At 46.0% G+C, this 16,359-nt stretch carries 13 protein-coding genes and 1 riboswitch; of the genes, 4 read left to right on the top strand and 9 right to left on the bottom strand.

What is annotated here, in order from left to right; all coding sequences use genetic code 11:
- The coding region (locus tag Q1V85_RS20150) for a transposase (RefSeq protein ID WP_300602378.1) at positions 1-426 on the bottom strand (426 nt) is incomplete at its 3' end.
- A gap of 444 nt (positions 427-870) precedes the next feature.
- Between Q1V85_RS20150 and Q1V85_RS25240 the strand changes: the two genes are divergently transcribed.
- Positions 871-1,005 (top strand): GIY-YIG nuclease family protein, encoded by a 135-nt coding sequence (locus Q1V85_RS25240; RefSeq protein WP_366914021.1) that lies wholly within the window; start codon positions 871-873, stop codon positions 1,003-1,005.
- 244 nt (positions 1,006-1,249) lie between these two features.
- Here the strand turns inward: Q1V85_RS25240 and Q1V85_RS20145 are convergent, their stop codons facing one another.
- The 7 genes from Q1V85_RS20145 to Q1V85_RS20115 form a co-directional block, all read right to left on the bottom strand.
- Positions 1,250-1,438: a DUF1737 domain-containing protein gene (locus tag Q1V85_RS20145; protein WP_300602376.1), complete on the bottom strand. Its 189-nt coding sequence runs from the start codon at positions 1,436-1,438 to the stop codon at positions 1,250-1,252.
- Between the two features lie 61 nt (positions 1,439-1,499).
- Positions 1,500-2,243 carry an Ig-like domain-containing protein gene (locus tag Q1V85_RS20140; RefSeq protein WP_300602374.1) on the bottom strand — a complete coding sequence of 248 codons (744 nt, stop codon included), beginning with the start codon at positions 2,241-2,243 and terminating at the stop codon, positions 1,500-1,502.
- A 305-nt stretch (positions 2,244-2,548) separates the two neighbouring features.
- Positions 2,549-3,319, bottom strand: a complete 771-nt coding sequence (locus Q1V85_RS20135) for a hypothetical protein (RefSeq protein ID WP_300602372.1) — start codon at positions 3,317-3,319, stop codon at positions 2,549-2,551.
- Positions 3,320-3,517: 198 nt separating this feature from the next.
- Positions 3,518-4,288 carry a LytTR family DNA-binding domain-containing protein gene (locus Q1V85_RS20130; protein ID WP_300602370.1) on the bottom strand — a complete coding sequence of 257 codons (771 nt, stop codon included), beginning with the start codon at positions 4,286-4,288 and terminating at the stop codon, positions 3,518-3,520.
- 118 nt (positions 4,289-4,406) lie between these two features.
- Complete coding sequence (locus tag Q1V85_RS20125; protein ID WP_300602368.1) at positions 4,407-7,397, bottom strand: two-component regulator propeller domain-containing protein; 2,991 nt, start codon at positions 7,395-7,397, stop codon at positions 4,407-4,409.
- Positions 7,294-7,578 carry a hypothetical protein gene (locus Q1V85_RS20120; RefSeq protein ID WP_300602366.1) on the bottom strand — a complete coding sequence of 95 codons (285 nt, stop codon included), beginning with the start codon at positions 7,576-7,578 and terminating at the stop codon, positions 7,294-7,296. Before Q1V85_RS20120 ends, Q1V85_RS20125 begins: the two co-directional genes overlap by 104 nt.
- A 344-nt stretch (positions 7,579-7,922) precedes the next feature.
- Positions 7,923-9,452 (bottom strand): sulfatase-like hydrolase/transferase, encoded by a 1,530-nt coding sequence (locus tag Q1V85_RS20115; protein ID WP_300602364.1) that lies wholly within the window; start codon positions 9,450-9,452, stop codon positions 7,923-7,925.
- A gap of 322 nt (positions 9,453-9,774) precedes the next feature.
- Here Q1V85_RS20115 and Q1V85_RS20110 point away from each other — a divergent pair, with 322 nt between their 5' ends.
- Positions 9,775-11,268 carry an arylsulfatase gene (locus tag Q1V85_RS20110; RefSeq protein WP_300602362.1) on the top strand — a complete coding sequence of 498 codons (1,494 nt, stop codon included), beginning with the start codon at positions 9,775-9,777 and terminating at the stop codon, positions 11,266-11,268.
- Between the two features lie 353 nt (positions 11,269-11,621).
- Here Q1V85_RS20110 and pckA read toward each other — a convergent pair whose 3' ends face one another.
- A complete protein-coding gene (gene pckA / locus Q1V85_RS20105; RefSeq protein WP_300602360.1) occupies positions 11,622-13,226 on the bottom strand; it encodes a phosphoenolpyruvate carboxykinase (ATP) in 1,605 nt (534 codons plus the stop codon).
- Between the two features lie 291 nt (positions 13,227-13,517).
- Positions 13,518-13,626, top strand: a riboswitch (SAM riboswitch).
- 306 nt (positions 13,627-13,932) lie between these two features.
- Here pckA and Q1V85_RS20100 point away from each other — a divergent pair.
- Both Q1V85_RS20100 and metX read left to right on the top strand, forming a co-directional pair.
- Positions 13,933-15,246 (top strand): O-acetylhomoserine aminocarboxypropyltransferase/cysteine synthase family protein, encoded by a 1,314-nt coding sequence (locus Q1V85_RS20100; protein WP_300602358.1) that lies wholly within the window; start codon positions 13,933-13,935, stop codon positions 15,244-15,246.
- Between the two features lie 69 nt (positions 15,247-15,315).
- A complete protein-coding gene (metX, locus tag Q1V85_RS20095) occupies positions 15,316-16,356 on the top strand; it encodes a homoserine O-acetyltransferase (protein ID WP_300602356.1) in 1,041 nt (346 codons plus the stop codon).
- Positions 16,357-16,359 lie beyond the last annotated feature (3 nt).

The raw sequence follows: 16,359 nt of genomic DNA, 5'->3' as shown, positions 1-16,359 counted from the left end.
GGTAACATTAGAAATGGTGCCTTCACTCACATCCACACCATATACCTGCTTTACCTGTTCAACGATATCGGAAGTTGTCATTCCCCGGCTATACATGCCGATAATGGACTCTTCAAGCTTATCGCTCATGCGCTGACCTTTAGGAATAAGTTGCGGTTCAAACTCACTGTTGCGATCTCTGGGAATGTTGAGCACCATATCGCCCAGGGACTGGGTTTTTACCTTTTTGGGGTAGGTTCCGTTACGGCTATTGCCGGTATTGTTGCCATCTTTGGCATGCTTCTCATAACCGAGGTGGCTATCAAGTTCGGCTTGTAACATCTGCTCTACGCCCTGTTTGTAGAGCTCACTAAAAAATGATTGAAAATCTTCTTTGCTTGTAAATTGCTTGAAGAAATCTTTGGGTAATTTGTTGTCCTGTTCCATAAAACTGTATTTAAAGTTAAAAAATCCGGGCCAAATCGCCGGCCGCAACCCGGGCAGGTTCGCTTCGTTCGGCTCCGCTACGCTCCGCCTCACTTCGCTTCACCTGCCCGGTGGTTAACTCTCCAATACAGTTACTTAATATTTATTTACACAAAGAACTAAACACTACCTGAAAAATATTTATTGTAAGATCATATTCGACCCCTCCGGGGCCGTGTCCTGTACCCCATCTGTTCCCCCCGCCAGCGGGGAGCTATGCACATTGGGCCCTTCGGGCCAGGCCTGCTCTATTTCGATAAGTATTCGTTATTAAGTTGTCGAAATTCTGTCCCTGATGAAGTTCCAGGTTGTTTGATCATGTTTAAGAAATGTGTACACGATGGGCCTTAAGCTGTATCAACTCCCACTACGGCCTCGCAAATTGCGGGGCTTTTTTATTCGCCTATGTTCTACGTCTATATTTTGCACTCACCCGCCAAAAACAAATATTATATTGGCTTTACCGGCGACAACCTGCAGGAACGTTTGCGAAAACACAATGCCAACCACAAAGGGTTTGCAGGAACGGAACATGATTAGGTAAATCTTCGGCAATGAATAAAGGCCCGCCGGGGACTGGGGGGAACTTGTGCGACATGGGTGCTCTGCTATTCATTGGAAGAATACAACCATTGCGTGCTTGCTCATTGCGCTGTGGCGGGCAATACTTTACAAAAATGCCGCCGGGCAGGTTAGGCTATTAAATCAAAGCAAAAAGCAGGGAACGCACGTTCCTTCCCCAACCGCATTCAGATGCAAACGATATTGCCTTACAGGATCTGTATTAATCCTTTCTTCTAACCATTGCCTGATATAATGCATTAGCATTGGGCATGCCATGTTCCGAAAAATCGATTACACTTGCACTAACCCCGCCTATTGGCTCCCAGCCTTCTTTTATTTTCTGACTTACAGCTTCTATAATTCCATTTGTTCCATCTATTGAATGGACTACCGTATATTCAATTGTCATATAAATGGTCTAAAAAATTTCATCCAGGATCTTTACCTGATAGAGTCGGATTCCGAACCGGTTAAAATACTTTTAAGTTTTTTGTTACCTTCAGATATTCTCTATTAAATAAAGAAAGGGTATTATTTGATAATGCGATTGCGCCAGTTGTGTTTTTTAAGTACATAGCGCCGAATCCCCAACTGTAATTACTAACTTCTAAGCCTACAAAAGCCGATTTATCCTTTGAAACAAATACCGCTGTACCATCTGAATACCCCGCATAATAATATCTTTCATTATAGAAAGCTAATGCTCTTTTCATCGTTGATTCAGTATCGATGAAATCAACCAGAGCGGAATTCAGCTTATTAGACGAAAAAAGGTACAGGATCTGACTAATCAGCGGCGTTTCAGTTTTATAAACAAACCCATCGCTATTTTCAAAGAAAAGCATCCTTTTCTCTTTTGATTTTACATAATCCATGCTTTGACCAAACTCCAAAACCGGTTCGCTAAAGAATGTTTCAATGGGCGACACGGTGATTTCAATGGCTTTGCTCACTCCTGACTTTTCTGCAGTCACCGTTGTTTTTCCGATATGCCCGGCTGTGAATTTTCCCGAAGCGTCCACTTTCCCCACGAACTCGTCTGAAGATTTCCAGCTGTAATCTGAATTCACTCCTATGGAAGCGTTGACCTGTGTTGTTTCATCGTACTTTATATCAACTTTGGTTGCCGACAAGGATAATTGTGGAGCCGAATCTTTTTTCCCACAGGAAAGTAACGCAATAGTGACTAATGCAATAGTCCTCGTTTTTCTCATAACAGTTGTTTAAATATGAATAAATCTTCCGGCAAAGCTAACCGTCTGTTTGCTTTTATATTTCCGGGAAACCGTATCTTTCAAAAGCACTGCCAGGCCCAGCAGGAAACAGCCCGAAGAAGTAAAATATGTAATGTCTGTTGCTACGCTCTTCTCCCTCCTCCTGGGAGGGTTTCTTTGTCCTGCAAGTCATCCAAGTTTCACAAGAACCACAACAACCAACATTTATAAACAGCGCCAGCCTTACCCCCCAAAAAACAATTCATAAATCGTTTGCTAAACAACTATACACACGCATCGAAGCATTAGTCATAACTCAGCTCCACTACCGACTTCAGGCCGGTTGTCAAAACATCGGTGGTATACGTAGCCACAGATCCATCGCCGGCCATGGTATAATTGGTTTTCACATGCCAGTTAAGATCTCCATTGATCTGAAATTGTTTAAACTCCGTAGCCAGCTTTTTTGAAGGCCTTCCAAATAAAGTGGCTACCGGCCAGTAAGCGTGAAACCCTCCTGGTTGTATGTTCTCAATATTGCTAAGCAGATACTCATTATTGTAGATCTTGCCGCCGCTAAATATAGTTTTAGAGCCAATATAGTTTCCATCTTTTATTACGGGAACTTCCTCATAGCCATCCGTTCCATTTGAACCTTTAAATCCCGTCATATAGCCATCTGCATTGTAGGTATAAGTATAGGAATAGGTGACGGTTCCTGCTGTATTTTTAAAAAGCATCTGGGTTATTGCCCCCTGGGCATTTAATGTACATTCGTATGTGCGACTCAATACATTGCCGGGTATATCATACTCTGTAATCAATAATTGGGTAGGCGATTGAAAGTTAAACACATCTTTCTTGGTATCACTGGTATACGTAGCCGGCCGTCCCTTGGCATCGTACGTAAATGTATAGGTTTCCTTGCTACCATCACTATACGTCTCCACCGATTTTGAAATCCGTTTGTAGGCAACGGGGACCGGATCAGCCTGAACGTCTTTTGCATCTTTTTTGCAACCCACTGCTGCCAGTGCAACAGCCATAACCAGTCCGAACATTTTTAATTCTTTCATTGTTTTGCTTTTTATCATTTTTGTTTTGTGATACAAAAATGCAACGACGGCGTACTGCTCTCAAAATACTATTACGCTAAACGGATAAACAAAACGCTGAAACGACCGGATACAATATTCAAGCGGACCGGGCGACAACAACAAGCATATAACAAAGAACAATTATCCATATAATTATGATCAGCCGGGAACCGCCTATCAGCGATCGATCCATTTTTTAAAAAACGGGGCTTTTTCACGGCTGATATCAATTTCAAGTTTTAACGGCGCCTTTAACTGAACCACCAGTTTTTGATTCCCGTGTGGTTTTACCGATTGAATGGAATGAATGTTCATAATGGCCTGCCGGTTCGCCCTGAAAAAAACAGCCGGATCCAGTACGTCTTCAATATCCTCCAATGCAGAGAAATCGTAAATAAACCGGTCTCCGTTGAAGGTATATACATAATTAAGATTATCCTTATAGAACAGCGCAATATCCTTTGTTTCTACCGGCGCCCATTTGCTGCCGGAGCTGATCACAAAGCGTTCTTTATATTGCACCTTGGCCAGGGACGGATTAGAAAAATATTGTACCAGTTGATGAAGGTCGCCAGGAACAAAGCTTTTATGCTCCTTCATACTTCTTACCTTATCAATAGCCCTTTTAAGATCTTCCTCCTGTACGGGTTTTAACAGGTAATCGACCCCGTTTACTTTAAACGCCCGGATCGCATATTCTTCATAAGCCGTACAGAAAACAACGGGGCAATGCAGGGTAAACTGATCAAAGAGCTCAAAACTCAACCCGTCGCTCAGGCGGATGTCCATAAACAGCAGATCCGGCTCTGCATTGTTCATAAACCATTTTCGCGCCGTTTTCAGACTCGGCAGTATTTCAATCACCTGCACATCACCGGCCAGCGAAGCAATATTCGCCTTCATCTCTTCGGCAATCAGGCTTTCGTCTTCTATAATTACAGCTTTCATATATATCCTTTTATCAGTTTTAGTTTTACGGTTTTGGCAAGACCGGGTCCAGGCGCCTGTTATCCGGATGATGCCCCATCTGCCTGCAGACAGGGCCCATTTAATTTTTATATAGTACTCATAGCAACGGAATTTTTACAATAAAACAATGCGCATCTTCAATAATAGCTACCGGCTCATCTGCATAATACCGGTACAGGATTTGCATGTTTGCCAATCCCCGTTTATTGCTTGTTTCAACCATGCGATATCGCTGCAGGTTGTTCTTCACAACTACATAATTATCCTCAGCAAAAATATGGATCCGCAGCGGGCTCTCTATATCGGCGGTATTGTGCTTAATGGCATTTTCTACAAGATTTTGCAGGGTAACCGGTACCATATATTTATTGAGGGCTGCTTCCGGAACATCCATAACCACTTCCAGTCCTTCTTTAAAACGGATCTTTTGCAGCTCCACAAAGGTTTTTACAAATTCAAGTTCATCCCGGAGGTATACCAGCTCCTGCTCATCGCTCTTTAACACATAGCGGTACACCCGGCTCATTCCATCAAGAAAAGTGGTAGCCGTTTTCGTATCGCTCTTAATTAAACTCCGGAGGGCCGTTAAAGAATTAAACAGGAAATGCGGATTCAGGTGTTGTTTTAAACTTTCATACTGCACCAGTGTTTTTTCTTTCTCCAGTGATTGAGCCTTTGTTTCGAGGCTTAAGATCTGCCGCTGTTTATTCATCCGGAAACGGTAAAACAGGAAGACGCCGGCAATGATCAGTAACGCGGCAACTGATCTGAACCACCCCGTTTTGTAAAAAACAGTAGCCACCCGCAGCCGGAGTTGCTTTGCCTTCCCACCCCAGTTATTGATATTGGAAGAGGCCTGGTATAAAAACGTATAACTGCCTCCGGGTACGCTGCTGTATACCACCTTTGGGTCCTGCGTATAATGCCAGTCTTTTTCAAGACCATCCAGTTTATAGGCATACCACAATGGTGCATTGTAACTGATAGCCTCCAGTTCTATTGTAAAAAAATTCTCGTCATGTTTCAACGCAATCGCACTGCCACCATTGATAATGCGCATTGGTATATGTTGATTACCGCTTATGCCTATATCTGCAATAAAGCAATTGGCCGCACTGCTGTCTGTTTTATATTGCAGGGGATCAAACGCCACATATCCTTTGCGGGAAGGCATGATATAGATGCCGCTCTTTAATTTAAAGGCAGGGTGTTCTACAAAATCATTGATCAGCAATCCGGCACTGGCTCCTATCGAAGTAAAATAGCGCCTCGTTTTTTCCAGCATAACCATGCCGGCGGCGGTACCAAACCATATCCGGTTACTATCATCCACTGCAATACCACCCACCATATTGCTGGGCAGGCCGTCTTTCATCGTATACGAGGTAAACCGGTTTTTATCCAGATCAATACTGGTGATACCATTGAATGTAGCCACCCATATTTTTCCATCTTTATCTTCATTAATACTGATAATGATATCTCCCACAATGGTATTGGGTGTTTTGTCGGTGCTTCGCCAAAGCTTTGTAGCACCGGTTGAAGGATCATACAGGGATAACCCATCACCATTATAACCAAACCAAAGTCTTTTTTTACGGTCCTCAAATACCACCCGCACCGTATATCCCTTGTATCTTTTCAATACCGGGTGACCGGCAATGCTGTGAAATTTTCGTTCGGCGGGAATATAATAATACAATCCGTCATCATCTCTTGATCCGAACCACAGGGTTCCGTTGCTTGTTTTATTCGCACTGAAATAAAACGCCTGGGGAATGGAGTCTTTAAGCGTAAGAAAATCCATTTTACCGGTTTCCCGGTTCAAACGGTTTACACCAGCCCCGGTAGCCACCCATATGTCGTGGTTCAGGTCTTCAACAACAGCACGAACAGAGTTAAAATACAGTACATCCTGCTTACCTGGCTGATTTTGCCACACCGTGTATTTATTGGTCTGTACATTGTACATCGAGATCCCGTTGCCCGTTGTAAACCAAAGATTCCCTTTATGATCTTCTTCAATGCCACGGGTAAGCGCATGCATATTGGCGCTGCCAAAGGGATAACCGATCCTGAAGATATTTTTTTTTAGATCAACATAATTGATCCCGATATTGGTTCCCAGCCAGATCCGTTTATCACTTCCCCGCCAGATAGAGAACATCAGGTTACTGAGTACCGCATTTCTGGCATTGGGATCAGATTGATAATGTACCAGCTTCTTTTGCTGCGGATGATAGCAAAGCAGTCCATTCAGATTGGTAACGATCCAGACCGTATTGTTTTCATCTTCGGCAAACCCATTCACCAGACTTTTTATATCCTGCTGATCCTTTACCAGTAAATGATCCAGTACTTCGGTTTCATTTGTCCGGCCGTCAATTCTTAATAACCGGAAGGCCGCATGATTGGCCAGCCACAGGTCTCCGGTGGCGGACACCATTATCTTATTAACAACCTGCCCATTTAATGCTTTTACTTCATGATAGCTGGCCAGGCCTGAGGCTACATTATACACCACATAGTAACCGTCTCCCCCTATATATAAATCTTTTCCCTTTAGAAAAGCGCTATTTGCTTTGGTTCTTTTTAACAACCTGTCAGAAGCGGGATCACGGCTCAGCTCCTCAAACCGGTCATTAACGGGGTTATAACAGCGCAATCCCGATCTCGACGCCAGGTATACCCTGTTTGCAGCAACGGGTATAATGGTATTGACTTTAAATCCCTGCAGTTTTTTAATTTTCCGGAATGCAACGGCGGTATAATCAAACTCCACCATCTCTTCCCAGAAGCTGAACCAAAGCCGGCCATCGGGGCCACAGGCGATGGCACTGCAGGAAGAAGCCGGTGGGGAACTGCTATCCGTACGGTCATAACTAAACCGTTTCATCGTTTTTCCATTGTAGCGGTTCAATGCTCCGGCCGACGCAAACCACATATAGCCATATTTATCCTGGCAGATCGCATGAATGCTCCCATCATTTAATCCATCTGCCGTTGTAACCTGGTGAAACAGGGCCGGTTGCTGTGCCAACAGCCGTGCCCAAAGGAACAGCAGAAAAATGAAGATGCTCTTTTTCATTCAAATTCAAAATAGCTACGATGCAGTTAATACCCAAAAGCAGTGCGGTCAAACGGATATTTTTTGGTCTAAAACGGATAAAGCAATCACCAACGTGTTTAGTCCGAACCGTTCCATCATGCCAGACCAATACTTTAATTAAGAACCGGAAACAAATATTCCCCTCCAATACGACGCTCATATTTTACCGGTGCCTCCAACAGGGAAAACAGGTTATCACTTGCTTTCCCTGCGAATAAATCGCATATAAAAAAAGTCACCAGGGTATTTTCGTCTCCTCAACGAAGCTGATTCTATTTTCAGTCAGCCTGAACTTTCAGCACTTACTAAAGGATTTAAGATGCAAGTTAAACCGTTATCCTACATATTAAAAAAAATACTTCCGGATTCTGAACTCCCGGAAAGAAATTGCTTCGTAAAACAGGGCTGCCGGAAATGGTTCCGACAGCCCTATCGGTTTGCGTAAAACAAAGACGCATCCATGAACAATACTTCCACCCGTAATGGGCGTTTATGCTGGCGCCCTTATTCCGCCTGTACCTTTTTCAGCAGCGCTTTCAGCTCCCGCACCCGCTGCGGATATTTATCAGCAAGATTGGTCTGCTCCCCCGGGTCCTTTTTCAGATCATACAACTGATCTGCTGTACTATACCCCGTTTCGATATTTACATCTCCCATCAGTGCCGGGCCTTTTGAGGGCGACAGGTATTTCCAGCCGTCCTTAACAATACTTAAAGCACTATTCGCCGGTTGTTCAATAATAAAATCCCGGTCCGTTAAACGTTGTCCTGTTAAGGTGGCAATATAATCCCTGCTGTCGGTAAATTCTCCGGCCCGCAGTTTCACCTTCAGCAATGCTGCAAACGAGGCCATCAGGTCGACCTGGCTTACCAGGGCATCCGATCTTTTACCCGCTGCGATCTTTGCCGGCCACTGCACAATAAAGGGCACCCGGGTGCCGGCTTCAAAAGCACTGTATTTGCCGCCCCGGTAAATGCCTCCCGGCTTATGCCCAAGTGCTGCAGCCGTTTCTGCCGACTGATCCTGGTACCCGTCATTTAGTACCGGACCGTTATCGCTGCTAAAAACCACAATGGTGTTCTTCAGTAATCCCCGTTCTTTCAGGGCACTCATAATGACGCCCACACTATGATCCATCTCCAGGATCGCATCTCCCCGGTATCCCAGTTTGCTTTTCCCCTTAAACTCCGTTCCGGGCATACGGGGCACGTGGATATTATGAATGGCATAATAAAGAAAGAATGGCTTTTTGCTTTTCAGACTTTGATCCATAAAATCGATCGCCTTATTATTAAACACATATCCCAGTTCTTCGTCTGTCCATTCGCTACGCTTCCCGCCCTGCATAAACCCGATCCGGCCAATGCCATTCACAATATGCCCGTCGTGTCCCTGCCGGGGATCATTGGGTTGTTTAAGTAGTTCCGGATGCGCCTTCCCCGTCAACTCTCCCGGAAACGCTTTGTGATAATCTACAGCGATCGGATCTTTTTCTTCTAACCCAAGAGCCTGCTGGTTTTCCATAAAGATCGTGGGAACCCGGTCTGCCGTTGCCGGAAATATAAACGAGTAATCGAAGCCTACTTCCCGGGGCCCGGGTGCAACCGGCTTATTCCAGTCTACCGGCGATTGGTTTCCCAGCCCCAGGTGCCATTTCCCCACTACCCCTGTCTGATAGCCCGCCTGCTGAAACACTTTTGGCAATGTGGTAATATCGGTAGGGATCACCAGGTTGGCATCTCCCGGAAGGATATTGGTTCCTTTTTTACGCCAGGCATACCGGCCCGAAAGCAATGAGTACCGGGAAGGCGTACAGGTAGAAGCGGTTGCATGTGCATTGGAAAAATTGATCCCGTTCTGTGCCAGGCGGTCAACATTGGGTGTGGCGATCACTTTGGCACCATTGCAACTCAGATCTCCGTACCCCAGATCATCTGTATAAATGATCAGCACATTCGGACGGCTCGCCGTTTGAGCGAACGCGCATAAAATACAACAGGAAAACACCAGGGTTAATAGCCAGCTTCTTTTCATATACTAAAATAAAACTTGTAAATCATTTGTGCTTGCTGGCCTTCGTTCTATAGCCAACTGTTCATACAACCAGCACAAATACCGCTGAGGCTTTTGAGCAGCTTCAGCAAACAACCGCGAAGTTCGTTGAAATATAGTAACATCTAAAAACATCTCCGGGAAAAATGCGGAAGCTGTGCATCCGATTGCGCAAAATGCCGTTGTTCCAGGATCTCCACCCGCAAATACGCTACCTTTATAGGTATGGTTCCGGATAAGGAACGGGCTACCCATTCCCTGATAAAATAACATGCACGATCTCCGGCCGGTAAATAGTCCCGCAATGAAAATAATAACGTTCGTCACCTGCATACTCTTCTTTTGTACGGCCGCTTTTGCGCAGCAAAAGCCCAATGTAATTTATATTTATGCCGATGATATGGGCTATGGCGAACTGGGCTGCTACGGGCAGCAAAAAATAAAAACACCCCACCTGGATCAGCTGGCTGCAGAGGGCATGCGGTTTACCCAACACTATTCCGGCACCCCGGTATGTGCTCCTGCGCGTTGTATGCTGCTGACCGGAAAGAACGGTGGGCATTCATATATAAGAGGCAATTATGAACTGGGAGGCTTTTCGGATAGTCTTGAAGGCGGACAGATGCCGCTGCCGGAGGGCAGTTTTACGCTGGGCCATCTTTTTAAGAACGCCGGCTATGCAACTGCGGCCATTGGAAAATGGGGATTGGGAGCCGGTAACACCACGGGACATCCGCTTGCGCAGGGCTTCGACTATTTTTATGGGTACCTGGATCAGAAACAGGCGCATAACTACTACCCCACCCATCTTTGGGAAAACCATTCCCGGGATACGCTCCGGAATCCAGACATCTGGGTACACCGGCAACTCAATCCTCAAACAGCTACCGACAGCGACTTTAATTACTTTAAGGGAAATGTATACTCAATTGATAAAATGACGGAGAAGGCGCTGGGTTTTATCCGTGCGCACCGGCAGCAGCCATTGTTTCTGTACCTGCCGTATACCATTCCGCATGTGTCGCTCCAGGTACCGGAAAAGTACATCAATATGTACAAAGGGCAATTTGATGAAAAACCCTATTACGGACAGAACGGCTATGCAGCTTCCAAATACCCCTTGTCTACTTATGCCGGCATGATCACCTGTTTGGATGACCAGGTAGGCCTCATCATGAACGAGATCAAAAAACTGGGACTGGATCAAAATACCATCATCCTTTTTTCAAGCGATAACGGGGCTACCTTCAATGGTGGGGTTGATGCAGCGTTCTTTAACAGCGTGCAGGGATTGCGTGGATTAAAAATGGATCTTTACGAAGGCGGCTTCCGGGAGCCTTTTATTGCCCGCTGGCCTGGGAAAATTCCGGCGGGAAAAACCAGTTCCCTGCTTTCCGTGCAATACGATATGATGCCGACCTTTGCGGAGCTTATCGGGCAACGGCTCACACATCCCGTTAATGGCATTTCGCTTTTGCCAGAGTTGCTGGGTAAAGGAACACAACAGCAGCATCCCTACCTTTATTTTGAATATCCTGAAAAAGGTGGACAGGTAGCCGTACGGATCGGCAACTGGAAAGGTGTACGTACCGGCGTACAGAAAAATAACAATGCTCCGTGGCAACTTTATAACCTGGAAACGGATCTTCATGAAACGGATAATGTGGCGGCCCTGCACACCGATATTATTCAGCAGATGCAGGCCATTGCATTAAAAGAGCATCAGCATCCGCATATAAAAGAATGGGAATTTATAGATCCAAAGTTTGAGAAGGTTACAGAGACGCAGAAACGCTGAAGTTTTTACATTTCTTGCAATTTATTTTTTAACGCAACGTGCGCAAAGCATCCGCAATAGCCGCAACGGAAACATCGATAAAATCATCGTTATAAACCTCCTTGCAAACTTCGCAGAAAACCTTACGCTCCTCGCGGTTTAATACTCAGTTTATTTTTTAACGCAACGTACGCAAAGCATCCGCAATGGTCGCAACGGAAACACCGATAGATCATCCGCATAAACTTTCCTTGCGAACTTAGCGAAAAACCTCCCGCCCCTTGCGTTTAAATATTGCCACAGCCATCAGTGGCACCCATAAAAAAAGCCACCGTTACCAGTGGCCCTTCATAAAACAAACACAAAAAAAAAAATCAAAGCTTTGGGCCCGCGTCTTTTATTGCTCCGGCAACCACCGCTGCATATCTTTCAAAATTTTTTATAAACTGCCCGGCCAGGTCCGCCGCCTGTGCATCATAGGCTTCCGGGTGCTGCCAGGTATGCCGTGGCGTTAATACGTTTGGATCCACACCCGGGCAGGTGCCGGGGATCATCAGTCTGAAAACAGGATCTTTATGATAGATAACATTATCCAGGCCTCCGTTCAAAGCAGCCCGTATCATCGCCCGCGAATCGGCCAGTTTCATCCGGCTTCCGGTACCATAGGCACCACCCGTCCAGCCGGTATTGACCATCCACACCTTTACCCCGTGTGCTGCGATTCGCTCACCCAGCATGGCCGCGTACCGTGCCGGATGCAGCGGCAGAAAGGGTGCTCCAAAGCAGGCACTGAATGTAGCTTTGGGTTCGGTAACACCGGCTTCCGTACCCGCCACTTTTGCGGTGTAACCACTGATAAAATAATACAGCGCCTGCTCCCGCGACAACCGCGCGATGGGCGGCAACACACCATAGGCATCACAGGTCAAAAAGAAGATATGCTCCGGTACACCACCCATTTCTTCCGGCACACTGTTTTCCACAAAATCGATCGGATAAGCCACCCTTGTATTTTCAGTGACAGATGCATCCTCAAAATTGATGCGGTCCGTTCCGGGAAAGAATGTAACGTTTTCAACAAGGGCGCCTTTTCTTACAGCATGATAGATCTCCGGCTCTTTTTCTTCGGAGAGCCCGATGCATTTTGCGTAACAACCACCTTCAAAGTTAAATACCCCTTTATCATCCCACCCATGCTCATCATCCCCGATCAGTTTCCGGTTTGGATCCGTACTCAGCGTGGTTTTACCGGTACCGCTCAGTCCGAAGAACAGGGCCGTATCTCCATCCTTTCCAATATTGGCCGAACAATGCATGCTCAGCACATCCCGGGTTTGCGGCAACAGGTAATTCAATATCGAAAAGATCCCTTTCTTGATCTCCCCGGTATACGCGCTACCGGCGATCAGGATCATCTTATGTTTAAAACTTACAACAGTAGCATTGCCCTGCCGGGTACCGCAACGTACGGGGTCCAGTTCCAGCCCGGGAGCGGAAAGAATATGCCAGTCCGGTTCAAAATGTTCCAGTTCTTCCTCAGCCGGTCGCAGGAAAAGATTATGGGCAAACAGGTTCATCCAGGGTAACTCATTTACCACGCGGATATTTAACCGGTACTCCGGTGCCGCACAGGCATAGGCATCCCTTACCCACAGCTCTTCCCGGCTGTTTAAATAACTGCGTACGTCTTCAAGGATCCGGTCGAAATACCGCTCTTCGATGGGGTTGTTAAAATTTCCCCAATCGATCGTTGTTGCAGTCAGGTCATCTTTTACAACAAATTTGTCTTTTGGTGAGCGGCCGGTAAATGTTCCGGTGGAGATGACCAGGGCCCCGGTATCATTCAGCCGGCCCTGGTGATTCATAAGCGCGTCTTCTACCAGCTCGTCGGAGGTCAGTTGATAATGGATTTGGTTGTTTAAGTTGAGCCCCGCTGACTTCAGCTGTTTTTCGGGGATCTCGAATGGCTTTGTAAGCATATTGCGTTTAAACTTTGTTGAAACAACAAAAATATCATTTGAAAATATCTAAAAAAAATATATTTTAAACACAGTAAATTAGATATTTTAAAATACAAAAAGAATAAACAAAGAATAATTTCTAACATTTAATTGTTAAACTAACAATTGTTCATATTTCTTATTGAAAGACAGGTTCTTAGGATTAATGATGCCCCTATAGCTTTTTTCTTTCCTTTTTGTTTCCTACCTTTGCGCCGGCCTGTCAGCAGGTTATTTTAGTTCTTTTTCATTTTCCCGCCCAGGTGGGAAACCTTATCAAGAAAGGCAGAGGGTTTGGCCCAATGAAGCCTTGGCAACCTGTTATGAGGATAACAAGGTGCCAATTCCAGCTCCCGCAGAAACGGGAGGAAGATAAGTCGGATTTGTAGCGTATTATAAAAACATTCATAAGACAGCTCATCTGGTTTATCCGGGTGGGCTTTTTTTGTGCCGGCCATCCGCTGCCTGTAATTTTTTTTGAATATGAAACAAAACTCTACTAAATTCGTAGTCTGCATGAAACAAAGCGCAACATATCCCGTTTTTTACATTACGCCCGTAATGTGTTGCCCTGTTTGTTGTATGCCTTAGCAGGCATATCATCTTCATACCCCCAACAGGTGTTCTCTAACGACCCTTACATAGTTCAACATTATTTTTCACTTTATTAAATTCATTATTTTTTATGAGTAACCAACTACATTTCGACACATTGCAGGTGCATGCCGGTCAGCAGCCCGACCCTACAACCGGAAGCCGTGCCGTACCGATTTACCAGACGACTTCTTATGTTTTTAAAAATGCCGATCATGCCGCCAATCTTTTTGGCTTAAAAGAATTTGGCAATATCTATACCCGGATCATGAATCCGACCACCGATGTATTTGAGCAGCGCGTTGCCGCACTCGAAGGAGGCGTTGCCGCACTGGCTACCGCATCGGGCCAGGCCGCACAGTTTTTAGCCATTACCAACCTGCTGCAGGCTGGTGAAAATTTTGTTACCTCTCCGTTTTTATATGGCGGTACGTTTAACCAGTTTAAGGTTTCTTTTAAACGGCTGGGTATCGACGTACGGTTCGCTGCAGATGATAATGTAGATAGCTTCCGTCCGTTGATCGATGACAAAACAAAGGCCATTTATATCGAAACGCTGGGTAACCCGCGGTTGAATGTTCCCGACTTTGAAAAATTTGTCGCACTGGCCAAAGAATATGATCTCCCGCTGATCGTAGACAATACCTTTGGTGCCGGTGGTTACCTGTTTCAGCCCATTAAACACGGTGCCAATATTGTTGTAGAAGCAGCCACCAAGTGGATCGGCGGACATGGCAACAGCATCGGTGGCATCATCGTAGACGGAGGCAATTACAACTGGGGTAACGGCAAATTCCCGCAGTTCTCCGAGCCCTCAGAAGGCTATCACGGGTTAAACTTCTGGCAGGTGTTTGGTGAAGGCAACCCGCTGGGACTGCCCAATATTGCATTTGCCATCCGCGCCCGTGTGGAAGGACTGCGTGATTTTGGACCGGCACTGAGTCCCTTTAACTCCTTCCTGCTGCTGCAGGGACTGGAAACACTTTCGTTGCGCGTACAACGTACGGTAGACAATGCCCTTGCGCTTGCACAATGGCTGGAGCAACACGACAAGGTTGAGTTCGTATGGTATCCCGGACTGGAAAGCAGCCCATATCACACCCTGGCCAAAAAGTACCTAATCAATGGTTTTGGCGGTGTGCTGCAATTTGGGATTAAAGGCGGACTTGAAAACGGCCGGAACTTTATCAATAACCTGAAGCTGGTAAGCCACCTGGCAAACGTAGGCGATGCCAAAACCCTGGCCATCCATCCCGCTTCTACCACGCACGAGCAGCTCAGCGAAGCCGAAAGAGCCAGTGCCGGCGTGCTGGACAACCTGATCCGCATCAGCCTTGGTATTGAATATATCGAAGATATTAAAGCAGATTTTGAGCAGGCTTTTGCCGCTGTTTTTAACCAGTAAAAAACAAGGCCTGTAAGGTTTTCCCATTTCTGCAGATTGGTTAAAACCTTACAGGTCTTTTCACCCAGAATGCAACAAAACATATTTACATATCCGGCACCCTTTGTATTAGAAAGTGGTGTAATTTTTCAAAACCTGCGGCTGGCTTATACCACCTATGGCCGCATCAATGAAGAGCAGTCCAACGTGGTGTGGATCTTTCATGCGCTTACAGCAAACAGCAACCCGCATGAATGGTGGCCCGAAATGATTGGTGAAGGAAAAACCTTTGATCCCCAAAAGGATTTTATCATCTGCGTAAACATGCCGGGCAGCTGTTATGGCAGCAGCAGCCCCCTGGATGTAAACCCGGCAACCGGAGCACCCTATTATCATGATTTCCCGTTCTTCACCATCCGAGACATGGCACATGCCTACCAGTTGTTGCAAAAAGAACTGGGCATTCAAAAAATAAAGATCGGTATCGGGGGCAGTACCGGCGGACAACAGCTCCTGGAATGGGCCGTACAGGACCCGGGGCTCTTCGAATACATCATTCCCCTGGCAACCAACGCGGTGCACTCCCCCTGGGGAAAGGCCTTTAATGCCTCGCAGCGGTTTGCGATTGAGGCCGATCAAAGCTGGCAAACCAAAAGTCCGGACGCCGGACTTAAAGGCATGGAGGTAGCGCGGGGAATCGCCCTGCTCTCCTATCGCAATGCTACAGCCTATAACAAAACACAATCCGAACATTCGGATGAACAGCTGGAAGCTTTCCGGAGTGAAAGCTACCAACGCTACCAGGGTACTAAATTAGCGGCACGCTTTAATGCCTTCAGCTATTATGCCCTTAGCAAAAGTATGGATAGCCACAACCTTGGACGCGGACGCGGCGGGGTAATTAAGGCCCTGGGAACCATCCAGGCAAAAACGCTGGCATTGGCACTGGAAGGAGACCTGCTGTTTCCACCGGAAGAACAGGAGTTTTTAGCAGAACATATCCCCGGAGCCATCGAAAAAGAAATCCGTTCTGATTATGGTCATGATGGATTCCTGCTGGAATTTGACCAGATATCAGAAGCAATAAAAAAATTCACAACCCGTCATGCCGAAGGCGTGGCGATAAAATAAAAA

The sequence above is a fragment of the Niabella sp. genome (assembly GCF_030150205.1).
Classification (GTDB): Bacteria; Bacteroidota; Bacteroidia; order Chitinophagales; family Chitinophagaceae; genus Niabella.
The sequence above is the reverse complement of the archived record's forward strand: the minus strand, read 5'-3'. Positions and strand labels throughout refer to the sequence as shown.

Coding starts and splice junctions, on each gene's coding strand:
- pckA (WP_300602360.1), bottom strand. CDS start 13,226: ATGCTTACAAAGCCATTCGAGATCCCCGAAAAACAGCTGAAGTCAGCG.
- Q1V85_RS20110 (WP_300602362.1), top strand. CDS start 9,775: ATGAAAATAATAACGTTCGTCACCTGCATACTCTTCTTTTGTACGGCC.
- Q1V85_RS20135 (WP_300602372.1), bottom strand. CDS start 3,319: ATGAAAGAATTAAAAATGTTCGGACTGGTTATGGCTGTTGCACTGGCA.
- Q1V85_RS20100 (WP_300602358.1), top strand. CDS start 13,933: ATGAGTAACCAACTACATTTCGACACATTGCAGGTGCATGCCGGTCAG.
- Q1V85_RS20145 (WP_300602376.1), bottom strand. CDS start 1,438: ATGACAATTGAATATACGGTAGTCCATTCAATAGATGGAACAAATGGA.
- Q1V85_RS20115 (WP_300602364.1), bottom strand. CDS start 9,452: ATGAAAAGAAGCTGGCTATTAACCCTGGTGTTTTCCTGTTGTATTTTA.
- Q1V85_RS20125 (WP_300602368.1), bottom strand. CDS start 7,397: ATGAAAAAGAGCATCTTCATTTTTCTGCTGTTCCTTTGGGCACGGCTG.
- Q1V85_RS20120 (WP_300602366.1), bottom strand. CDS start 7,578: ATGAGCGTCGTATTGGAGGGGAATATTTGTTTCCGGTTCTTAATTAAA.
- metX (WP_300602356.1), top strand. CDS start 15,316: ATGCAACAAAACATATTTACATATCCGGCACCCTTTGTATTAGAAAGT.
- Q1V85_RS20140 (WP_300602374.1), bottom strand. CDS start 2,243: ATGAGAAAAACGAGGACTATTGCATTAGTCACTATTGCGTTACTTTCC.
- Q1V85_RS25240 (WP_366914021.1), top strand. CDS start 871: ATGTTCTACGTCTATATTTTGCACTCACCCGCCAAAAACAAATATTAT.
- Q1V85_RS20130 (WP_300602370.1), bottom strand. CDS start 4,288: ATGAAAGCTGTAATTATAGAAGACGAAAGCCTGATTGCCGAAGAGATG.